This window comes from Rhizobium rosettiformans (assembly GCF_016806065.1).
Classification (GTDB): Bacteria; Pseudomonadota; Alphaproteobacteria; order Rhizobiales; family Rhizobiaceae; genus Allorhizobium.
In genome coordinates, this window is sequence record NZ_CP032405.1 from 2,553,031 (window position 1) to 2,570,051 (window position 17,021).

Consider the following 17,021-nt stretch of genomic DNA (forward strand, 5'->3'; position numbering starts at 1 on the left):
TGTTCAGGAAGGGAAGGGCTCAGATATAGAGCCCTTCGCGCATCAGCCGCATCAGGTCGGTGACCTTCTCGTCCGGCTTCTCCCAGAGCATCACGCGCAGTTCGACGACAAGCGCGCCACGGCCGCCTTCGGCGTTGGGAAGGCCGAGGTCGTCGATTCGGATGACCTGATCCGAGTTCGACCAGGCCGGGACCGTGACGGGCACCATGGTTCCGTCAGGTCCTTCGACCTGTGTCTCGCAGCCCAGCACGGCGTTTTCGAGCGTGATCGGCAACACGGTGCGGATATCGAACTGGTCGACAGCGAAGCGTTCGGCGCGCAGCACCTTGATCGTCACGGCGACATCGCCGCGCTGAAGGCCCTGGAATTTTAGCCCCTGACCCTTGAGGCGCACGACATGGCCCTCGGTCACACCGTTGAGCGGCACGCGCACTTCGCGTCCGTCGTTCAGTGTGATCGACACGGATTTCTGCTCGAGCAGATCGGCAATCGCGACCACGGCATCAGCAAAGATATCGGGTGCCTTTTCCGGCAGCGGCGGCGGGGCGCCGCGCAGGCGACGCACCAGCGAACTGAAGAGCTCGATCGGCGCCAGCAGGGGCGATGCCGCCGGCTTCAGGGGAATGCCCTCCTGAAGCTCTGCGGCCTCCTGCTCGCGGCGCAGGCTTTCAGCAGCTGCTGCCGCTTCGGGGCTATCGCCGAAAATGCGTGAAGCGGTTTCTTCCGGGCCTGAAGCCGTGCCGCCGACGGTGGCGCTTGGACCCGATTTAGGGCCAGCGCTTGCACCGGCAGTCGAAGTCTTATCGGTGCCGGCCGCAGTAGCCGTTTCTGCGGCTGCATCCTTTTCACCGGATTCGGCCTGGGCTTTGGTCTTTGCCTCGGCGGCCTGTTCCTTTGCAGCCTTCGCCTTGGCGGCTTGGGCTGCCTGGGTCGCATCCGCCTTGGCCTTCTCCGCCTCGGCGCGCGCCAGCTCCTCAAGCACGCGCTCGGCATTTATCTTGGCCTGCTTGGCTTTTTCCGCCGCCTCGCGCGCAGCCTGGCGCTGCTGCATGATCGTCTGTTCGCGTTCCAGAGCTTCGACCTTCATGCGCTGTTGATCGTACCGGCTTCGCTTGGCCGGATCCTTGAGCACTTCATAGGCGCGGCCAATCTCGGCGAAACGGTTGTGGGCGTGCGGATCGTCACGATTCTGGTCGGGATGCACGGATTTCGCCTTCGTGCGCCATGCTGCCTTGATCTCGTCAGAGCCGGCATCGCGCTTCACGCCAAGGATCGAATAAAAATCACGCATCGAGGACACCAACACACCTCAGGCGGAAAAGGTCCGTTCATGGGGCCCCGTCCGCGAAACTTTTATGCCGTCCTGCGGAATTCATGCAGATCCGGGCGCTACAGTCTCGGGAACCGTCGCATGTCATATGCTAATCGAGTGTTAGCTGTCGGCCGGCAGGGCGACCTCATTCTTCCGGTTTGCTTAAGCAAGTCTTTCGAATGCGACCGAAACCGATCCGCCGTTTACGATTGGCGGTCGAAGCTCAACAGCTGCCAGTTTCCGGTGCCGGACGTGCATGTCTTGCCGGAGAAATAGGCGATGCCTTCATAGGAATGGCGGGTCGTCGAGAAGTTGCGGCAGATGACGCCATTTCCCTTCTCTTCCTGGATCGCAGTCACGACACCGGCACTGCCCGTTGTCGCATTCGCCCAGGGAAGCGGCTTGCCTTCGGTCTTGGTGAGATCGGCTGAAGAGACCGCACTCTGCACGGTAAGCTCGTCGGAGCGGCTCGTGGGATTGCCGCCCTTGACGACCGTCGATGTGGAGATCGAGCTATCGACCGTATCGGAGCCGAACAGGTCCATGCTGCTGCCGAAGCAACCGCTGAGCGGAAGTGTCGCAGAGATGACGAGCAAGATAGAGCTTCTACGCATGCACCAACCCTTTGTCCGCTCGACCGATTTTGCTATGTCTGCCAAGGGGCCTGCGATCCAGTGCTTCGTCATCGACGGCCAATATGCATATCGGGAGCATTTTAAACAATATGTCAGATATCGGGTTAACAAGTGGTGACTTCACCGAAGAGAGCGAACCCTTTGCGCTCTTCGCGACCTGGCTGAAGGATGCCGAGGCCTCGGAGATCAACGATCCCAATGCCGTGGCGCTCGCCACCGTCGATGCGGATGGCCTGCCAAATGTCCGTATGGTGCTGCTCAAGGGTTTCGATGTCAGGGGTTTCGTTTTCTACACGAATTTCGAGAGCCAGAAGGGACAGGAAATTCTCGGCCAGAAAAAGGCAGCCATGTGTTTTCATTGGAAATCGCTGCGCCGCCAGATCCGCCTGAGGGGCGAAGTCGAGGTGGTTTCCGATGAAGAGGCCGACGAATATTACCAGTCCCGGCCGCTCGGCAGCCGGATCGGAGCCTGGGCTTCGAAGCAGTCCCGTCCGCTTGAAGGCCGCTTCGCTCTGGAAAAGGCGGTCGCCGAATACACCGCCAAGTACGCGCTCGGAAACGTCCCCCGTCCGCCGCACTGGTCGGGCTTCCGCATCATCCCCCGCTCGATCGAGTTCTGGCATGATCGCAAGTTCCGTCTGCACGACCGCATCGAGTTCCACCGCGACGGCGACGGCTGGTCTAAGGTCCGGATGTATCCCTGATCAGGGGAGGGGCTCAACCGCCGACAAGCTTCGACGGCAGCCCCGACGCCAGCGCCTCGACATAGCGCGGCTTCTGGTAGAGCCCGTTCAGCGAGATCCGCGGCAGAAGCTGCGGGCTCGCCATCGAAGCCGGCGTCAATGTGCCCGGCCGAGTGGTCACCGACAGCTTGAAGCCCGCCCAGTCTGCATAGCCAGCCGTCCGAACCGTGGCGCTGCGGGCATCGCCGTAAGGATAGGCGAAGGTGACGGGCCGCGTACCGGTGATGCCAGCAACATATTCGGCGCTCTCGTTATACTCCTGCAACAATGCCTCATCGTTGAGATCGGCAAGACCGCGATGGCTCACGGTATGCGCGCCGTAGGAGACGAGCGGGTTGCTGGTCAGGGCAGCCAGCTCTTCCCGATCCATGACCGTTTCCGCGACCAGTGCATGCGGGTTGATACCGGCAGCATTCGCCGCCGCATCGAGTTGCGCCACCCCCTTCGCCTCGTCGCCCGCCATGAGCAGGCGCGCCACGGCATCGAATGCGGCGCGCTTGGCGGCCGTCGAACTGCAGTCGATGTCGATCCGTCCTGCCGGCAGGCAGAGCGCCACTCTCTGCCGGGCCCCGATCAGGGCCGCAAGTGTATCCCACCACATCGTATGGCTGCGCTCCGAAAGCCCCTTGCAGACGAAGATGGTGAAAGGCACCCCGTGACGCTCGAAGACCGGCAGGGCATGGTCGCGATTGTCTCGAAACCCGTCGTCGAGGGTGAAGACGGCAAACGGCTGACCAACTTCGGGTTCGGCAAGGGCGGCCGGCACCTCGTCCAGTCGGATGAAGCGATAGCCGCGCCGGATTAGCGTCTGGATCGCCGCGTCGAGAAAGTCGGGCGTGATGTCGAGATGCCGGTTCGGCTGGAACGGTCTGGCATCGGCGGGCCGGACATGATGCAGGGTGAAGATTACCCCGCAGCCTCGAAGGCCGCCCGCCAGCCCGAGCCGAGACAACAGAAAGGACGCCTCCAGTCCTCCCGCAATCGCCGCGCGCCTTATCTGCTGCTTGATCCGTCCTGCCATAGTCCTGCCTGAAAACAACTTTGTCACAATGCCGCCAAGGCTAGCCCCAGAGTCCTTAAGCGAGGTTCAACGGTATCTCTCAATGTTGTTGAGAATACTTCGGCAGTTCTGCTGCCAATCTGGTTGCACGCCGCGCCAGGAGGATGGCGGGGATTGTCCAGAGCACAGGGATCAGGAAGGTCGTGGAAAAGGCGCCATTCGCCCCCTCATGGATGGAGAGGTTGCCCAATCCGAAACTGTTGCCGGTCAGGCCCGCAAGCGCAGCGCCAATCGCAAAGCCGGCCGATTGCAGCGTCGGGATCAGGCCTGAGGTCTTGTCCCGCTCCGTAACCGCACTCGCTTCCATCAACATCTGGCTCAGGAAGGCCCAGCTCGAGCCGAAGGCTGCGCCGACGATGATCTGGCCGACGACGAGCAGGGTGAGTGATCCCTGGTAAAATCCGAGTGCCACCAGCATCATGCCGGCGCATTGCAGGATAGGGCCTGCTTCGATGGCCCGTCGCCTTGCTTTTGCGGTGCCCACATGGGCGACCAGGACCGCAACCAGGCTCCAACTCATGGCCATGATGGCGCCGAGCCCGCCCGCCGCCAGCGGCCCAAAGCCGAAGCCGTGTTGCAGGCCGAAGACGAAGTAGACGCTGCTCGTTGCCTGGGCCACGGGCATCAGCAGCACCAGCCAGAGACCGGTGCCGACCGTAGAGGACAGACGGAAGGCATTGTGAGACATGAGGCTGACCGGCGAGGCTCGATCGCGCTGGACGCTGAAGGCCAACAGGATCAGACCCGAGACGACAAGCACAGCCGACAGCCAGGCCTCCGCCATGACGCCCGAGGACAGGATCATCAGCAGGCCGATCGACAGAAGCAACAGTGGCGAAAGCGGGAGCCCATGCGCATCGGCAACCTCTTCGCGTGCTCGCGCCGTCAAGAGTGCCAGCAGAAGGAAGACGAGGCCAAACGGCAGGTTGATCAGGAATGCCATGCGCCAGGAAAAGCTCTCTGCCAGCCAGCCTGCGGCAAACGGGCCACCGAAGGAAGCCAGGGTCCAGACAAGCGCCTCGACTCCGAAGACCTTGGGAACCAGGCGGGAGGGATAGAGAGCGGGGATGAGGGCATAGCAGATCGCCGCGACGACGCCCTCTCCGAGACCCTGTCCAATCCGTCCCAGCAGGACCTGCTCCATGGAGGACGCCATGGCGGCAGTCACTGTTCCCGTGAGAAAGACCAGTGTGGCGACCACCAGCACGCGGCGAGCCCCGAACCTCTGCTTCAGCCGCGCAGCGGTCGCGCCGGCCACAATCGAGCCGATGAGGTAGAGGGAAACCGACCAGGCTATGAATTGACCGCCGCCGATCTCGGCGATCGCGCTTGGCAGCACGGTCGAGACAAAGAAGCCGTTGAAGGCGAAGAGGGCGACGCCCATGCTGAGCATCAGCGTGGTGGTGAGGTGATCGCGTGACACCAGATCGAGCCAGCCGCGGGTCTCGCCGGAAGGGCGCGCGACGTCATCAGGGCTGTCAGCAAACGCCGGCAGGGAAGGGCTTTCCGGGCTGCCGGTCACACGGTCTGTCATGGGAATACTCTCTGCATGAACTGGAATTGGATGCGATTTGCCCGGATGCTACAACCTCAACCAAGGTTGAGGTAAAGCCATGTCCGAGAAGAAAATGCATCTGACCGTCGGAGACGTCGCCCGCCGCACAGGGATCGCCGTTTCTGCCATCCATTTCTACGAACGCAAGGGTCTGATCGTCGCCGACAGAACAGGTGGAAACCAGCGCCGCTACGGTCGTGATGTCTTGCGGCGCCTTGCGCTCATTCGGGCCGCGCAAGAGGTGGGATTGCCACTCTCGGACGTTGCCGACGCCTTGGCAGGCCTTCCGCAGAAACGCACGCCGACACCGGAAGACTGGCGACAGATTGCCAGCATCTGGGCCGAAAAGCTCGATGCGCGTATCCGTATCCTCCAGCGTCTTCGCCATGATCTCGACGGCTGCATCGGCTGCGGCTGCCTGTCTCTTCAGCGCTGTCAGCTCGTCAATCCAGCGGACAGATTGGCAGAGGAGGGCACAGGCGCGGTAACACTTGCCCGCTGACGGTTTCGTGAGCGCTGCTGCGAGCTTTCGCCCTGTGGATTAACTCTCCATTCACCATGATTGAGCGACGTTATGGGGAATGACGGTTGCATTTGATTCCGATCGGCTGATTGTCGCCCCATTCTTGCCATAGGGGCTCAAGCCCAAGACGGCGGATCGATCGAATCGGACCAGTCGCAGTCATCAATGAAATCCGGGCGGCATTGGAGTTTTCATGAGCAAGTTGCTGATCGCGTTCTCGTTTTGCGTGGCGATCCTTACCCTCTCGGCGACAGCCCAGGCAGGAAGTGCCCAGCTTCTCCTCGATGCCCGCACCGGCGAAGTTCTCGCCTCCGAAAACGCGGATGTGCTCAATCACCCAGCATCGCTGACCAAGATGATGTCCGTCTACATGGTTTTCGACGCGATCAAGGCCGGCAAGCTCAGCTGGGATAGCCCCGTTCCCTTTTCGAAACATGCCGCCTCCCGCCCGCCGACAAAGCTCTTCGTCAAGGCAGGCGACAGCATCACCGTCCGCGAAGCTGTTCTGGCCATGATCGTTCGCTCGGCCAATGACGCTTCGGCCGCGATCGGCGAGAAGATCGGCGGCAGCGAAGAGGGCTTTGCGGCCCTGATGACGCGCAAGGCCCGCTCGCTCGGCATGATGAACACCACTTTCTTCAATGCCTCCGGCCTGCCGCATGCGCAGCAGTTCACCACCGCCCGCGACATGTCGACCCTCGGTGTCGCCCTGATGCGCGACTTCCCGAAGGAATATGAGCTCTTTGCCACCAAGAGCTTCAAGTTTCGCGGCAAGACCATCAATGGTCATAACAACCTGATGTATCGCTACAAGGGCATGGACGGCATCAAGACCGGCTATACCAATGCCTCAGGCTTCAATTTGGTCAGCGCCGTCGAGCATGATGGCCGCCGCGTCATCGGCGTCGTCTTGGGCGGACGCACGGCGGCGGGCCGCGACAAGATCATGGAGCGTCTGATCGACGCCAACATCAAGAAGGCATCGACCGGCCGCCAACTTCTCGTCTCCCGCTCGACCGGCGCGCAGATGGATCTTGCCCGCCTTGGCGACGCGGTGCCGGTTCCGGGTTCACGGCAGTCTGCGCTGGCTGCAGTACAGGGGCTCGCCGGCGCTTCTGAAGTCGCAACGCCGGGTACCGCCTCGGCTTATGCGCCGTCGTCTGGGACCGCAACCGCAGAGATCGTCGCGACGCCGGCAAGTCGCTTTGCCGCCGTCGACCCGCAGCAGACCGCCAGCACGCCCTCGTTGTCGTTCGAAAGCAGATGGCAGGTCCAGATTGCCGCTGCGACATCCGCCCAGGCCGCCATGGACTTACTGTCCCAGGCCCGCCAGAAGGTCGGCGGTCCGCTTCAGGGCCTCGACACCTATACCGAAATGGTCATCCGCAACGGCGTCACCTTCTACCGCGCCCGTTTCACCGGATTCGAGACCAAGGAAGCGGCCCGTGCGGCCTGCGACAAGCTGGTCCGCCAGCGCTACGACTGCGTCCTGATGCCGGCGCGTGGGTGACTGTCCGCTCGTAAACCCTAGAATGCTGGAGCTTTCACAACCTCCGGCTTGCGCTAACGTACCCGAGCAGGCAGCGATACTTGATAGCTGCGTCGATTTGTGTATATATACACAAGGTGCGACATGGGTTCAAAACATGCGCCGCTGACACCGAGAGAGGTGGACCGTATGCTCTGCACCGATGGCTGGTCCATCAAGCGAAAAGGGCCGGGTGATCATGTTCAGTACGCCCACACGGAAAAGCCAGGTAAAGTTACTCTGGACATGGGCGTCCGGGAAATCCCGACCGGCACCTTGCGATCCATCTTCAAGCAGGCTGGCTGGGAGTGGTAGCGCCCGGCACGAGGGAGAGTGGCGATGCCTTTCGCACATGCTGTGATGCATGAAGAAAACGGCGCCTTCGGCATTTCCTTTCCCGATTTTCCTGGCTGCATTACGGGCGCCGATAGCGAGGAAGAGGCTATCCGTAAGGCTGACGAGGTCTTGACCTTTCACGTCGCCGGTATGCTGGAAGACGGCGAAATGCTGCCGGTCAGGAGAAGCCTCAAGGAGCTGCTCTCGGATCCTGAGGCCAAAGAGGGGCTGGCCGACGGCGTGCTGTTTCTGGCGCGCTACGAATTGCCCCGGAAATCCGTGCGGATCAACATCTCAATGGACGAGACGCTCATCGAGGCAATTGACCGCGCCGCCGAGCATGCCAATCAGTCGCGCTCCGGATTTCTGGCTGATGCCGCACGCCAGCGAATTCGTGACCTCCTGAAGACCGAGTGAGCTACCCCACCTCCACCACCGCAAAGAACCCCATGCACTCGGTCAGATCCTGCGCCACAAATGCGCAAAGTGCCTCGATCTCCTCAGTTGGCGCCAGCAGGTCCGGCACCATCACTGCCATCATCCCGGCTGCATGGGCAGAGCGGATGCCGTTGTGGCTGTCCTCAAGTGCCAGGCAATCCCGTGGCGCCACGCCCAGCCGTTCGGCCGCGACGAGATAGGGGTCGGGCGCCGGTTTTCCTCTCGCATAATCGCCTTGCGCCACCACGGCATCGAAGCGTCGATGCAGGTCGAAACCGGCGAGGTGATGCTCCACTTGATGATGCGCTGAGGAGGTGGCGATGGCACGCGGCAGGCCAAGCGTATCCAGCAGGTCGAGCATTTCGACCACGCCTGTCTTCAGCCTGAGATCTTTCTCCAGAAGTGCGTGGAAATGCTCGAGCCAAAGAACACGGAAGCCATCCGCGTCGAACTCCGTGCCCCAGCTCCGCTTGAAGAGCGCCGCGATGCCAGCCCAGGGCTGGCCCAACATGCCCTCATAGACGCGCTCGTCTATCGGCAGGCCCCATTCGCGCGCCGCCGAAATCACCGAGGCGCGGTAGTGGATCTCGGTATCGAGCAGCAAGCCGTCCATGTCGAAGACCACGGCCTTGGGCGGGCGAGGGAGCGTCAAGAGCTTATCTTTTCGGTGGGGTAGCGGTGACGTCCCTCAAGCCTTGGTCCCGCCCACCGTGATCTGGTCCATCCGCAGATGCGGCTGACCAACGCCGACGGGCACCCATTGACCGGCCTTGCCGCAATTGCCGATGCCGGTGTCGAGCTTGGTGTCGTTGCCGATCATCGAGATGCGCTTCATCGCATCGGGACCGTTGCCAATCAGCATGGCGCCTTTGACCGGTGCACCGATCTTGCCGTTTTCGATCAGATAGGCCTCGGTGCAGCCGAAGACGAATTTGCCCGAGGTGATGTCGACCTGGCCGCCGCCGAAGGACACGGCATAGATGCCCCTCGTCACCGAGGCGATGATCTCTTCCGGCGTCTTGTCGCCCGACAGCATATAGGTATTGGTCATGCGCGGCATGGGCTGGTGCGCATAGCCCTGACGGCGGCCGTTGCCGGTCGCCTTCATGCCCATCAGGCGGGCATTCTGCCGGTCCTGCATGTAGCCGACGAGTTTGCCGTTCTCGATCAGCACATTGTAGGCGGACGGCGTGCCCTCGTCATCGACGGTGATCGAGCCGCGCCGGTCGTTGATTGTGCCGTCGTCGACGACGGTCACGCCGGGGGCAGCCACCATCTCGCCCATCAGGCCGGCAAAGGCAGAGGTTTTCTTGCGGTTGAAGTCACCTTCCAGCCCGTGGCCAACCGCTTCGTGGAGCATGACACCCGGCCACCCATTGCCAAGCACGATGTCCATGGTGCCGGCTGGGGCCTCCTGGGCTTCAAGATTGATCAGCGCCTGACGCAATGCGTCGTCGGCACCGCGTCTCCAGCTCTCCTCGGTCAGAAACTCCTTGAAACCCATGCGTCCGCCCACGCCGAAGGAGCCGCTTTCCTGGCGGTCGCCCTGGCCGGTGACAACGGAAATGCTGATGCGGGTCATCGGCCGGATGTCGCGCACGCGGTGGCCGTCGGCGCGCAGGATCTCGACCACCTGCCAGCTTGCGCCGATGGTTGCCGTCACCTGCCGCACCTTGGGGTCCTTGTCACGCAGATAGGCATCGATCTCCGAGAGCAGCTTCACCTTCTCCTCGAAGGTCGGGGAGCCGATCGGATTGCCGTCGCCATAAAGTTTCGCATTGGTCCGCTGCGGTGCCGTCGCATAGGAGCCGGAATAACCATGCGTTACCGCACCGACGGCGTCGGCAGCACGGGAGAGGGCGGCAAGCGACAATTCCCCGGAATGGGCATAGCCGACCGCTTCGTCGGCCACGGCGCGAAGTCCGAATCCCTGGTCCGTGTTAAACGAGCCACCCTTCAGGCGACCATTGTCGAAGGTTAGCGATTCCGCCTGGGCATGTTCGACGAACAGCTCGCCGTCGTCAGCGCCCTTCAGAGCATCCGCAACGCGCCGCGTCAGCGTGGCTTCGTCGCAATCGAAGAGGGAGAGAAGGTCCTGGGTCATGCATGTCTCCTTGGGCGCTGGCATCCAGCATGTAGGCGCGCAACGAAAGAGGGGCAAGCCCGCCGGACTTGCCCCTCTAGAGAATGTCATCACGATCCGGCGACTGCGCCTTACGGCAGCGTGTCATAGCCTTCGCCGAAACCGGCAAGCTCGATCGGAATGCCGACGCGGTCCTGATCTGCCGATTCGCGCAGTGCAAAGACGGCAGCCTTGCCGGCACGCAGGATCTTCATCAGCTCTTCGTCGATCTCGACTTCGACATAGCAGCCTTCCGAGAAGCAGCGGGTGAAATAGGCGCGGCCAATATTGTTGCCGTCGACGAAGAGCTCCATGCCGTCCTTCAGGAGAACGCCAAGCGGTGCGAGGATGCGCAGGATGCGGGCCTTGCGATCGGCGGTCTTCAGAACGACAACAGAGAGACCGACTTCCGGCCTGTCTTCCGCAATCACGTTCTGCATCAGCGCACATTGCTCTTCCGAGGCGCCGGCCGGCTTGTCGCAGATGACAGACCAGGCACCATGGTTGGAACGGATCGAGCCCGGCTGTTGTTGCGGTTGCTGGCTCAGCGCCGGTGTGGCGAGTGCGGCCATCAACACGGCGCTCGCGGTCAGGCTCGACCAGGCAAGTCTAGGCAGACCCATGAAAACCTCTGGAAAACGAATCATTGACGACATTCTTGTCGCGAGGGTCCGTAAATGGAAGCCCCGACCCCTGTTTTAAGGTCGAGTGCGGCATAATTGGGACTGCCGGTTTGCGATGCGAGCGCAATCATGAGCCCTTTTCGACGCGATCTGGAGAAAGCGTGTGAATGCAAGGCGCATCTATTTGATGAAGCGCAAAAATGCCGCACCGCCTTTCGCGCGGGCGTATTGCGATTGCGGCCAATCTGTGATTTGAAACGGCGACACTAGCATGATTTTTGCGCTATGGTTTGATGTGGATCAAGCGCTTGTGGGAGACCAAACCGTGATGAAGAGAACCTATGCAGCCTTGGCCGCCTTGGCCTGTCTGCTTTTCGCTTCTGTAGGCTTCGCCGATCAGCCGAAGCCCTGGCAGATGGGTATGCAGGAACCAGCCACCTCCATCATGGAGTTCAACAGCTGGTTCGAGCAGTACACACTGTGGTTCATCGTTCCGATCACCATCTTTGTTCTGATTCTCCTGATCATCGTGGTCGTGAAGTTCCGCGCCGCCGCCAATCCCGTGCCATCGAAGACGAGCCACAACACGGCGATTGAGATCGTCTGGACGGTTGCGCCGGTTCTCATTCTCTTCGCGATCGCGATCCCGTCCTTCAACCTGCTGACCTACCAGCTGAAGATGCCGGAAAACCCCGACATCACCATCAAGGCGACCGCCACCCAGTGGCTCTGGTCCTACGAATACGAGGGCGAGCAGGCCGTCTCCTTCGATAGCTACATGCTGAAGGAAACCGACCGCGCGGCCACCGGCAAGGAAGATGTCGCCCGTTATCCGCGCCTTCTGGCTGTTGACAACGAAGTCGTCGTTCCCGTCGGCAAGACGGTCCGTCTGCTGGTCACGGCTGCTCCGACCGACGTTATCCACGCCTTTGCAATGCCCGCCTTCGGCATCAAGATCGACGCCATCCCGGGCCGCCTGAACGAAACCTGGTTCCGCGCCGACCGTGAAGGTCTGTACTACGGCCAGTGTTCGGAGCTGTGTGGCAAGGACCACGCCTACATGCCAATCGCCATCCGCGTCGTCACCGACGAGCAGTACGCGACCTGGCTTGAGGCTGCGACCTCGGATCTGTCGGGCGCCAACCGCGCTCTCATGGCTGCTGTCGACGGCGCTCCCGCCGTCCAGACTGCCGAAAACACCACGAACTGAGAGGAGTGAGGTCAATGGCTGGCTCTGTTGCCCACGACGAACACGCACATCACGACCATAAGCCGGGCTTCTTCGCTCGCTGGTTTCTGTCGACCAACCACAAGGACATCGGTACCCTCTACCTGATCTTCGCGATCGTCGCGGGTATCATCGGTGCCGCCATGTCGGTTGCCATGCGCATGGAGCTGCAGGAGCCTGGCATCCAGATCTTCCACGGTCTGGCTTCCATGGTCTACGGCTTCGAGGGTGATGCTGCCATCGACGGCGGCAAGCACATGTACAACGTCTTCACCACGGCGCACGCCCTGATCATGATCTTCTTCATGGTCATGCCAGCGCTGATCGGTGGCTTCGCCAACTGGATGATCCCGATCATGATCGGTGCTCCGGACATGGCCTTCCCGCGCCTGAACAACATCTCCTTCTGGCTGATCGTGCCGGCCTTCCTGCTGCTCGTGCTGTCGATGTTCGTCGAAGGCCCGGCCGGCGGTTATGGTGTCGGTGGTGGCTGGACGCTCTATCCGCCGCTTGCGACCTCCGGCCAGCCCGGTCCGGCCGTTGACCTTGCGATCTTCGCGCTCCACGTCTCCGGTGCGTCGTCGATCCTCGGTGCTATCAATTTCATCACCACGATCCTGAACATGCGCGCTCCGGGCATGACGCTGCACAAGATGCCGCTGTTTGCCTGGGCCGTTCTGGTCACAGCCTTCCTGCTGCTGCTGTCCTTGCCCGTTCTCGCAGGCGGCATCACCATGCTGCTCACCGACCGCAACTTCGGCACGACCTTCTTCTCGCCTGAAGGCGGTGGTGACCCGGTTCTCTACCAGCACCTGTTCTGGTTCTTCGGTCACCCGGAGGTCTACATCCTGATCCTGCCCGGTTTCGGCATTGTCAGCCACATCATCTCGACCTTCTCGAAGAAGCCGGTCTTCGGTTACCTCGGCATGGCCTACGCCATGGTCGGCATCGGTGCCGTCGGCTTCGTCGTGTGGGCGCACCACATGTACACGGTCGGTCTGTCGCTTCAGGCGCAGCGCTACTTCCTCTTCGCAACCATGGTCATCGCGGTGCCGACCGGCATCAAGATCTTCTCTTGGATTGCAACGATGTGGGGAGGTTCGCTGACCTTCAAGACCCCTATGGTCTGGGCGATTGGCTTCATCTTCCTGTTCACCGTCGGTGGTGTCACGGGCGTCCAGCTCGCCAATGCCGGCCTCGACCGCTCGCTGCATGACACCTATTACGTCGTGGCCCACTTCCACTACGTTCTGTCGCTCGGTGCCGTCTTCGCGATCTTCGCCGGCTGGTACTACTGGTTCCCGAAGATCACCGGCTACATGTACAACGAGTTTGTTGGACACCTCCACTTCTGGGTCATGTTCATCGGCGTGAACCTGGTGTTCTTCCCGCAGCACTTCCTTGGCCTTGCCGGCATGCCGCGCCGTTACATCGACTATCCGGATGCCTATGCCGGCTGGAACTATGTCTCATCCATCGGCTCCTACATCTCGGCCTTTGCGGTTCTCGTCTTCCTCTACGGCGTCTTCGAAGCCTTCGCCAAGAAGCGCGTCGCTGGCGACAACCCCTGGGGTGAAGGTGCGACCACGCTGGAATGGCAGCTGTCTTCGCCGCCGCCGTACCACCAGTGGGAACAGCTGCCGAAGATCAAGTAAGCAGCGCCTAACCTGCGAAACGATATCGGGCGTCGCGATCATCAGGATCGCGGCGCCCGCAAAGCCAAACGAAAGACGGAATTCGAAAGCATGACGGTCATCGACAATCGCGACGTATTCGGCATCGAAGGGGAGGTACGCCTGTCCGAAGCCGGCCCGCGCGATTTCTTCGCGCTCCTGAAGCCGCGGGTCATGTCGCTCGTCGTCTTCACTGCACTGGCCGGCCTCGTGCTCGCCCCCGGCTCCATCAATCCGGTCATTGGTTTCATCGCGATCCTCTGCATCGCCGTCGGCGCCGGCGCATCCGGCGCGCTGAACATGTGGTACGATGCCGACATCGACGCCATCATGAGCCGCACGGCAACCCGTCCGGTGCCATCAGGTCGCGTGACGCCCGAAGAGGCGCTCGCTTTCGGCCTCGTTCTATCGGTCTTTTCGGTCGGCGTGCTCGGCCTTGCCGTGAACTGGTTTGCCGCCTTCCTGCTCGCCTTCACCATTTTCTTCTATGCCGTCGTCTATACGATGTGGCTGAAGCGCTCGACCCCGCAGAACATCGTCATCGGCGGTGCGGCCGGCGCCTTTCCGCCCATGGTAGGCTGGGCCTGCGTGACGGGTGGCGTCTCGCTCGACAGCTTCATCCTGTTCATGATCATCTTCCTCTGGACGCCGGCGCATTTCTGGGCGCTCGCGCTGTTCAAGATGAAGGACTACGGCGATGTCGGCGTGCCGATGATGCCCAACGTGGCTGGCATCGCATCGACCAAGCGTCAGATCGCCGCTTATGCCGTCCTGACGGCCGTGACCGGCGTGCTGCCGACCTTCACCGGTCTGTCTTCCATCGGTTATGGCATTGTCGCAGCCATTCTCGGCGCCGTCTTTGTTCACTGTTCCATCGCCGTCTGGCGCATGGCCGACGGCGACGAGAAAATGGTGCCGGCCAAAAAGCTGTTCGCCTATTCGATCTTCTATCTCTTCGCGATCTTCTCGGCCCTGATGATCGACCTCTACGTCGCTCCCTTTGCGGCAATCCTTGGAGGTGCTGCCTGATGGAAACTATCGAGCTGAACGACAAGCAGAAGAAGTCCCGCCGCGGTCGCAACATTGCGCTCGGCGTGGTTCTCGCAGCTTTGGTGGTCATCTTCTACGTCGTGACCATCATCAAGATCGGCAACGTGGGTTAACGAGGCTTCACACCGTGACTGTATCCTACGATGACAAAAAGGCTACGGAGCGTCGCAATGCCAGCGTCGCGACCGCTTGCGTGGTGTTCGTCGGCGCAATGGTGGGCATGGCCTATGCGGCCGTTCCGCTCTATCAGCTCTTCTGTCAGGTGACCGGCTACGGCGGCACGACGCAGCGCGTTGAGCAGCTATCCGATGTCGTGCTCGACCGCACGATCAACGTCACCTTTGACGCCAATGCGTCTTCCGGTCTGAACTGGGATTTCAAGGCGGTCGACAAGAAGGTCACGCCGAAGATCGGCGAGACCGTTCAGATCACCTATACAGCGACAAACAATTCGTCCCATCCGGTTACGGGTGAGGCGGTCTTCAACGTCACGCCCGGCGAAGCCGGCGCCTACTTCAACAAGGTCCAGTGCTTCTGCTTCACCAAGACCACGTTGCAGCCGGGCGAAACACTGGAAATGCCGGTCGTCTTCTTTGTCGACCCCGCCATCGTCGAGGCGGATGAGACAAAGGGCATCGGAACGATTACGCTGTCCTACACCTTCTACCCGCGCAATGATCAGGAGCCGGTGGCCGCACTGTCGGTTGGTGAGGACAAGGAACAGCCGAAACTGTGAGAGGGCTCCGGTTCGCCGGAACTCGTAATGAAATTGACATTCGGGGATTGCTGAAATGGCCGAAGCGCACCAGAAGAACCACGACTACCACATCATTGATCCGAGCCCCTGGCCGCTTCTGGCCTCGATCGGCGCCTTCGTCCTCACCTTCGGTGGCGTCGGCTACATGCGCTACCTCAACGGCGGTTCGCTGAACCTGTTCGGCGTGGATTGGGCCAACCCGTGGCTCTTCTATATCGGCCTTGCGATCGTGCTTTTCACCATGTTCGCCTGGTGGGCAGATACCATCAAGGAAGCTCACGAAGGTCATCACACCCGCGTCGTGTCGCTGCATCTGCGTTACGGCATGATCATGTTCATCGCTTCTGAAGTGATGTTCTTCGTTGCCTGGTTCTGGGCTTTCTTCGATGCCAGCCTCTTCGCGAACGAAGTGATCCAGACGAGCCGCGTCGAGTTCACCGGTGGCCAGTGGCCGCCTGTCGGCATCGAGGTCGTCGATCCCTGGCACCTGCCGCTCTACAACACCGTGATCTTGCTGCTCTCGGGCACCTGCGTGACCTGGGCCCACCATGCCATGCTGCACAACGACCGCAAGGGCCTCGTCTACGGACTGCTCTTGACCGTGCTGCTCGGCGTCCTGTTTTCCTTCGTGCAGGCCTATGAATACGCAGTCTCGCCGTTCGACTTCAAGAACTCGATCTATGGTGCGACCTTCTTCATGGCGACCGGCTTCCACGGCTTCCACGTTCTGGTCGGCACGATCTTCCTGATCGTCTGCCTGTTCCGTGCGCTTGCTGGCCACTTTACCCCGCAGCAGCATTTCGGCTTCGAAGCCGCCGCCTGGTACTGGCACTTCGTCGACGTGGTCTGGCTGTTCCTCTTCTTCGCCATCTACATCTGGGGCGACTGGGGTGCACCGCTTGCCCATTGATCCGGGTGACGACAGTTCCAGAAGGGCGGCGAAAGCCGCCCTTCGTGTTTTCGGCCCGTGCGACGATCCGGCACTCGTCGGGAACCACTGCATGCTCTAAGGGTTGGCCGGGGACACGTAGCAGCATCAAGGAGAGGTTGTGTGACCGAAGACAGTGCAAAATTCCCGCCGGTGGATCCGGTCAAGGCGGCCCTGACCGCGTCGTGCCCCCGCTGCGGCAATGGCAAGCTCTTCGACGGGCTCACCAAGCCGAAGGCCCGCTGCAATTCCTGCGGTCTCGATCTTTCTTGGATCGACGCCGGTGATGGTCCTGCTATCTTCGTCATCCTGCTCGCCGACCTGCTCGTCGTTGGCTTCGCGGTCTGGGTGGAGCTGACCTATCAACCCTCAATGTGGTTGCACATCCTCGTTTTTGCCCCGCTTGGCGTGGCGCTGACGCTTTGGCTCATGCGCTTCCTGAAGGCGCTGCTGATCGCCCTGCAATACAAGCACAACGCCTCGCAAGGGGTGATCGATCGTGGCTGAGAC

The 17,021-nt window shown here is 61.3% G+C and carries 19 protein-coding genes; 12 read left to right on the top strand and 7 right to left on the bottom strand.

The window, feature by feature from the left end:
- Nucleotides 1-19: 19 nt before the first annotated feature.
- Together D4A92_RS12270 and D4A92_RS12275 are read right to left on the bottom strand one after the other, a co-directional pair.
- Entirely contained in the window at nt 20-1,291 is a 1,272-nt protein-coding gene (locus D4A92_RS12270) for a J domain-containing protein (RefSeq protein WP_203013481.1), read from the bottom strand.
- A gap of 224 nt (nt 1,292-1,515) precedes the next feature.
- Nucleotides 1,516-1,971 (bottom strand): RT0821/Lpp0805 family surface protein, encoded by a 456-nt coding sequence (locus D4A92_RS12275; protein WP_425958303.1) that lies wholly within the window; start codon nt 1,969-1,971, stop codon nt 1,516-1,518.
- Nucleotides 1,972-2,036: 65 nt separating this feature from the next.
- On the opposite strand from D4A92_RS12275, the gene pdxH reads away from it, so the two are divergent.
- Nucleotides 2,037-2,651 carry a pyridoxamine 5'-phosphate oxidase gene (gene pdxH / locus D4A92_RS12280; RefSeq protein WP_203013487.1) on the top strand — a complete coding sequence of 205 codons (615 nt, stop codon included), beginning with the start codon at nt 2,037-2,039 and terminating at the stop codon, nt 2,649-2,651.
- 13 nt (nt 2,652-2,664) lie between these two features.
- Here pdxH and D4A92_RS12285 read toward each other — a convergent pair whose 3' ends face one another.
- The gene (locus tag D4A92_RS12285; RefSeq protein WP_203013490.1) at nt 2,665-3,711 is read right to left on the bottom strand and encodes a polysaccharide deacetylase family protein; all 1,047 of its coding nucleotides are present in this window, start codon (nt 3,709-3,711) and stop codon (nt 2,665-2,667) included.
- A 79-nt stretch (nt 3,712-3,790) separates the two neighbouring features.
- Nucleotides 3,791-5,284 carry an MFS transporter gene (locus D4A92_RS12290; protein ID WP_203013492.1) on the bottom strand — a complete coding sequence of 498 codons (1,494 nt, stop codon included), beginning with the start codon at nt 5,282-5,284 and terminating at the stop codon, nt 3,791-3,793.
- 79 nt (nt 5,285-5,363) lie between these two features.
- Between D4A92_RS12290 and soxR the strand changes: the two genes are divergently transcribed.
- From soxR to D4A92_RS12310, 4 genes are all read left to right on the top strand, one after another.
- Entirely contained in the window at nt 5,364-5,807 is a 444-nt protein-coding gene (gene soxR, locus D4A92_RS12295; RefSeq protein WP_203013494.1) for a redox-sensitive transcriptional activator SoxR, read from the top strand.
- Nucleotides 5,808-6,021: 214 nt separating this feature from the next.
- Nucleotides 6,022-7,338 (top strand): D-alanyl-D-alanine carboxypeptidase, encoded by a 1,317-nt coding sequence (locus D4A92_RS12300; RefSeq protein WP_203013496.1) that lies wholly within the window; start codon nt 6,022-6,024, stop codon nt 7,336-7,338.
- A 168-nt stretch (nt 7,339-7,506) separates the two neighbouring features.
- Nucleotides 7,507-7,671: a type II toxin-antitoxin system HicA family toxin gene (locus tag D4A92_RS12305; RefSeq protein ID WP_432445035.1), complete on the top strand. Its 165-nt coding sequence runs from the start codon at nt 7,507-7,509 to the stop codon at nt 7,669-7,671.
- Between the two features lie 24 nt (nt 7,672-7,695).
- On the top strand, nt 7,696-8,109 hold the full coding sequence (locus D4A92_RS12310; RefSeq protein ID WP_203013500.1) for a type II toxin-antitoxin system HicB family antitoxin: 414 nt from the start codon (nt 7,696-7,698) through the stop codon (nt 8,107-8,109).
- 1 nt (nt 8,110) lies between these two features.
- Here D4A92_RS12310 and D4A92_RS12315 read toward each other — a convergent pair whose 3' ends face one another.
- From D4A92_RS12315 to D4A92_RS12325, 3 genes are all read right to left on the bottom strand, one after another.
- Nucleotides 8,111-8,782 carry an HAD family hydrolase gene (locus tag D4A92_RS12315; RefSeq protein ID WP_246753933.1) on the bottom strand — a complete coding sequence of 224 codons (672 nt, stop codon included), beginning with the start codon at nt 8,780-8,782 and terminating at the stop codon, nt 8,111-8,113.
- A 36-nt stretch (nt 8,783-8,818) separates the two neighbouring features.
- On the bottom strand, nt 8,819-10,234 hold the full coding sequence (tldD, locus tag D4A92_RS12320; RefSeq protein WP_203013502.1) for a metalloprotease TldD: 1,416 nt from the start codon (nt 10,232-10,234) through the stop codon (nt 8,819-8,821).
- 110 nt (nt 10,235-10,344) lie between these two features.
- Nucleotides 10,345-10,824, bottom strand: a complete 480-nt coding sequence (locus D4A92_RS12325; RefSeq protein WP_371418469.1) for an invasion associated locus B family protein — start codon at nt 10,822-10,824, stop codon at nt 10,345-10,347.
- A gap of 376 nt (nt 10,825-11,200) precedes the next feature.
- Between D4A92_RS12325 and coxB the strand changes: the two genes are divergently transcribed.
- The 7 genes from coxB to D4A92_RS12355 all read left to right on the top strand — a co-directional run bounded on the left by coxB (nt 11,201) and on the right by D4A92_RS12355 (nt 17,018).
- Nucleotides 11,201-12,085, top strand: coding sequence for a cytochrome c oxidase subunit II (gene coxB, locus D4A92_RS12330; RefSeq protein WP_203013504.1), 885 nt, complete (start codon nt 11,201-11,203; stop codon nt 12,083-12,085).
- Between the two features lie 14 nt (nt 12,086-12,099).
- Nucleotides 12,100-13,758, top strand: a complete 1,659-nt coding sequence (gene ctaD, locus D4A92_RS12335; RefSeq protein ID WP_203013507.1) for a cytochrome c oxidase subunit I — start codon at nt 12,100-12,102, stop codon at nt 13,756-13,758.
- A gap of 90 nt (nt 13,759-13,848) precedes the next feature.
- The gene (locus tag D4A92_RS12340; protein WP_203013510.1) at nt 13,849-14,805 is read left to right on the top strand and encodes a heme o synthase; all 957 of its coding nucleotides are present in this window, start codon (nt 13,849-13,851) and stop codon (nt 14,803-14,805) included.
- Nucleotides 14,805-14,939, top strand: a complete 135-nt coding sequence (locus D4A92_RS25235) for a hypothetical protein (RefSeq protein WP_281435250.1) — start codon at nt 14,805-14,807, stop codon at nt 14,937-14,939. The genes D4A92_RS12340 and D4A92_RS25235 overlap by 1 nt, the downstream gene beginning before the upstream one ends.
- A gap of 14 nt (nt 14,940-14,953) precedes the next feature.
- Nucleotides 14,954-15,562, top strand: coding sequence for a cytochrome c oxidase assembly protein (locus tag D4A92_RS12345; RefSeq protein ID WP_203013513.1), 609 nt, complete (start codon nt 14,954-14,956; stop codon nt 15,560-15,562).
- Nucleotides 15,563-15,617: 55 nt separating this feature from the next.
- A complete protein-coding gene (locus D4A92_RS12350) occupies nt 15,618-16,493 on the top strand; it encodes a cytochrome c oxidase subunit 3 (RefSeq protein ID WP_203013516.1) in 876 nt (291 codons plus the stop codon).
- A gap of 141 nt (nt 16,494-16,634) precedes the next feature.
- Entirely contained in the window at nt 16,635-17,018 is a 384-nt protein-coding gene (locus tag D4A92_RS12355; protein ID WP_203013519.1) for a DUF983 domain-containing protein, read from the top strand.
- Nucleotides 17,019-17,021: the final 3 nt, after the last annotated feature.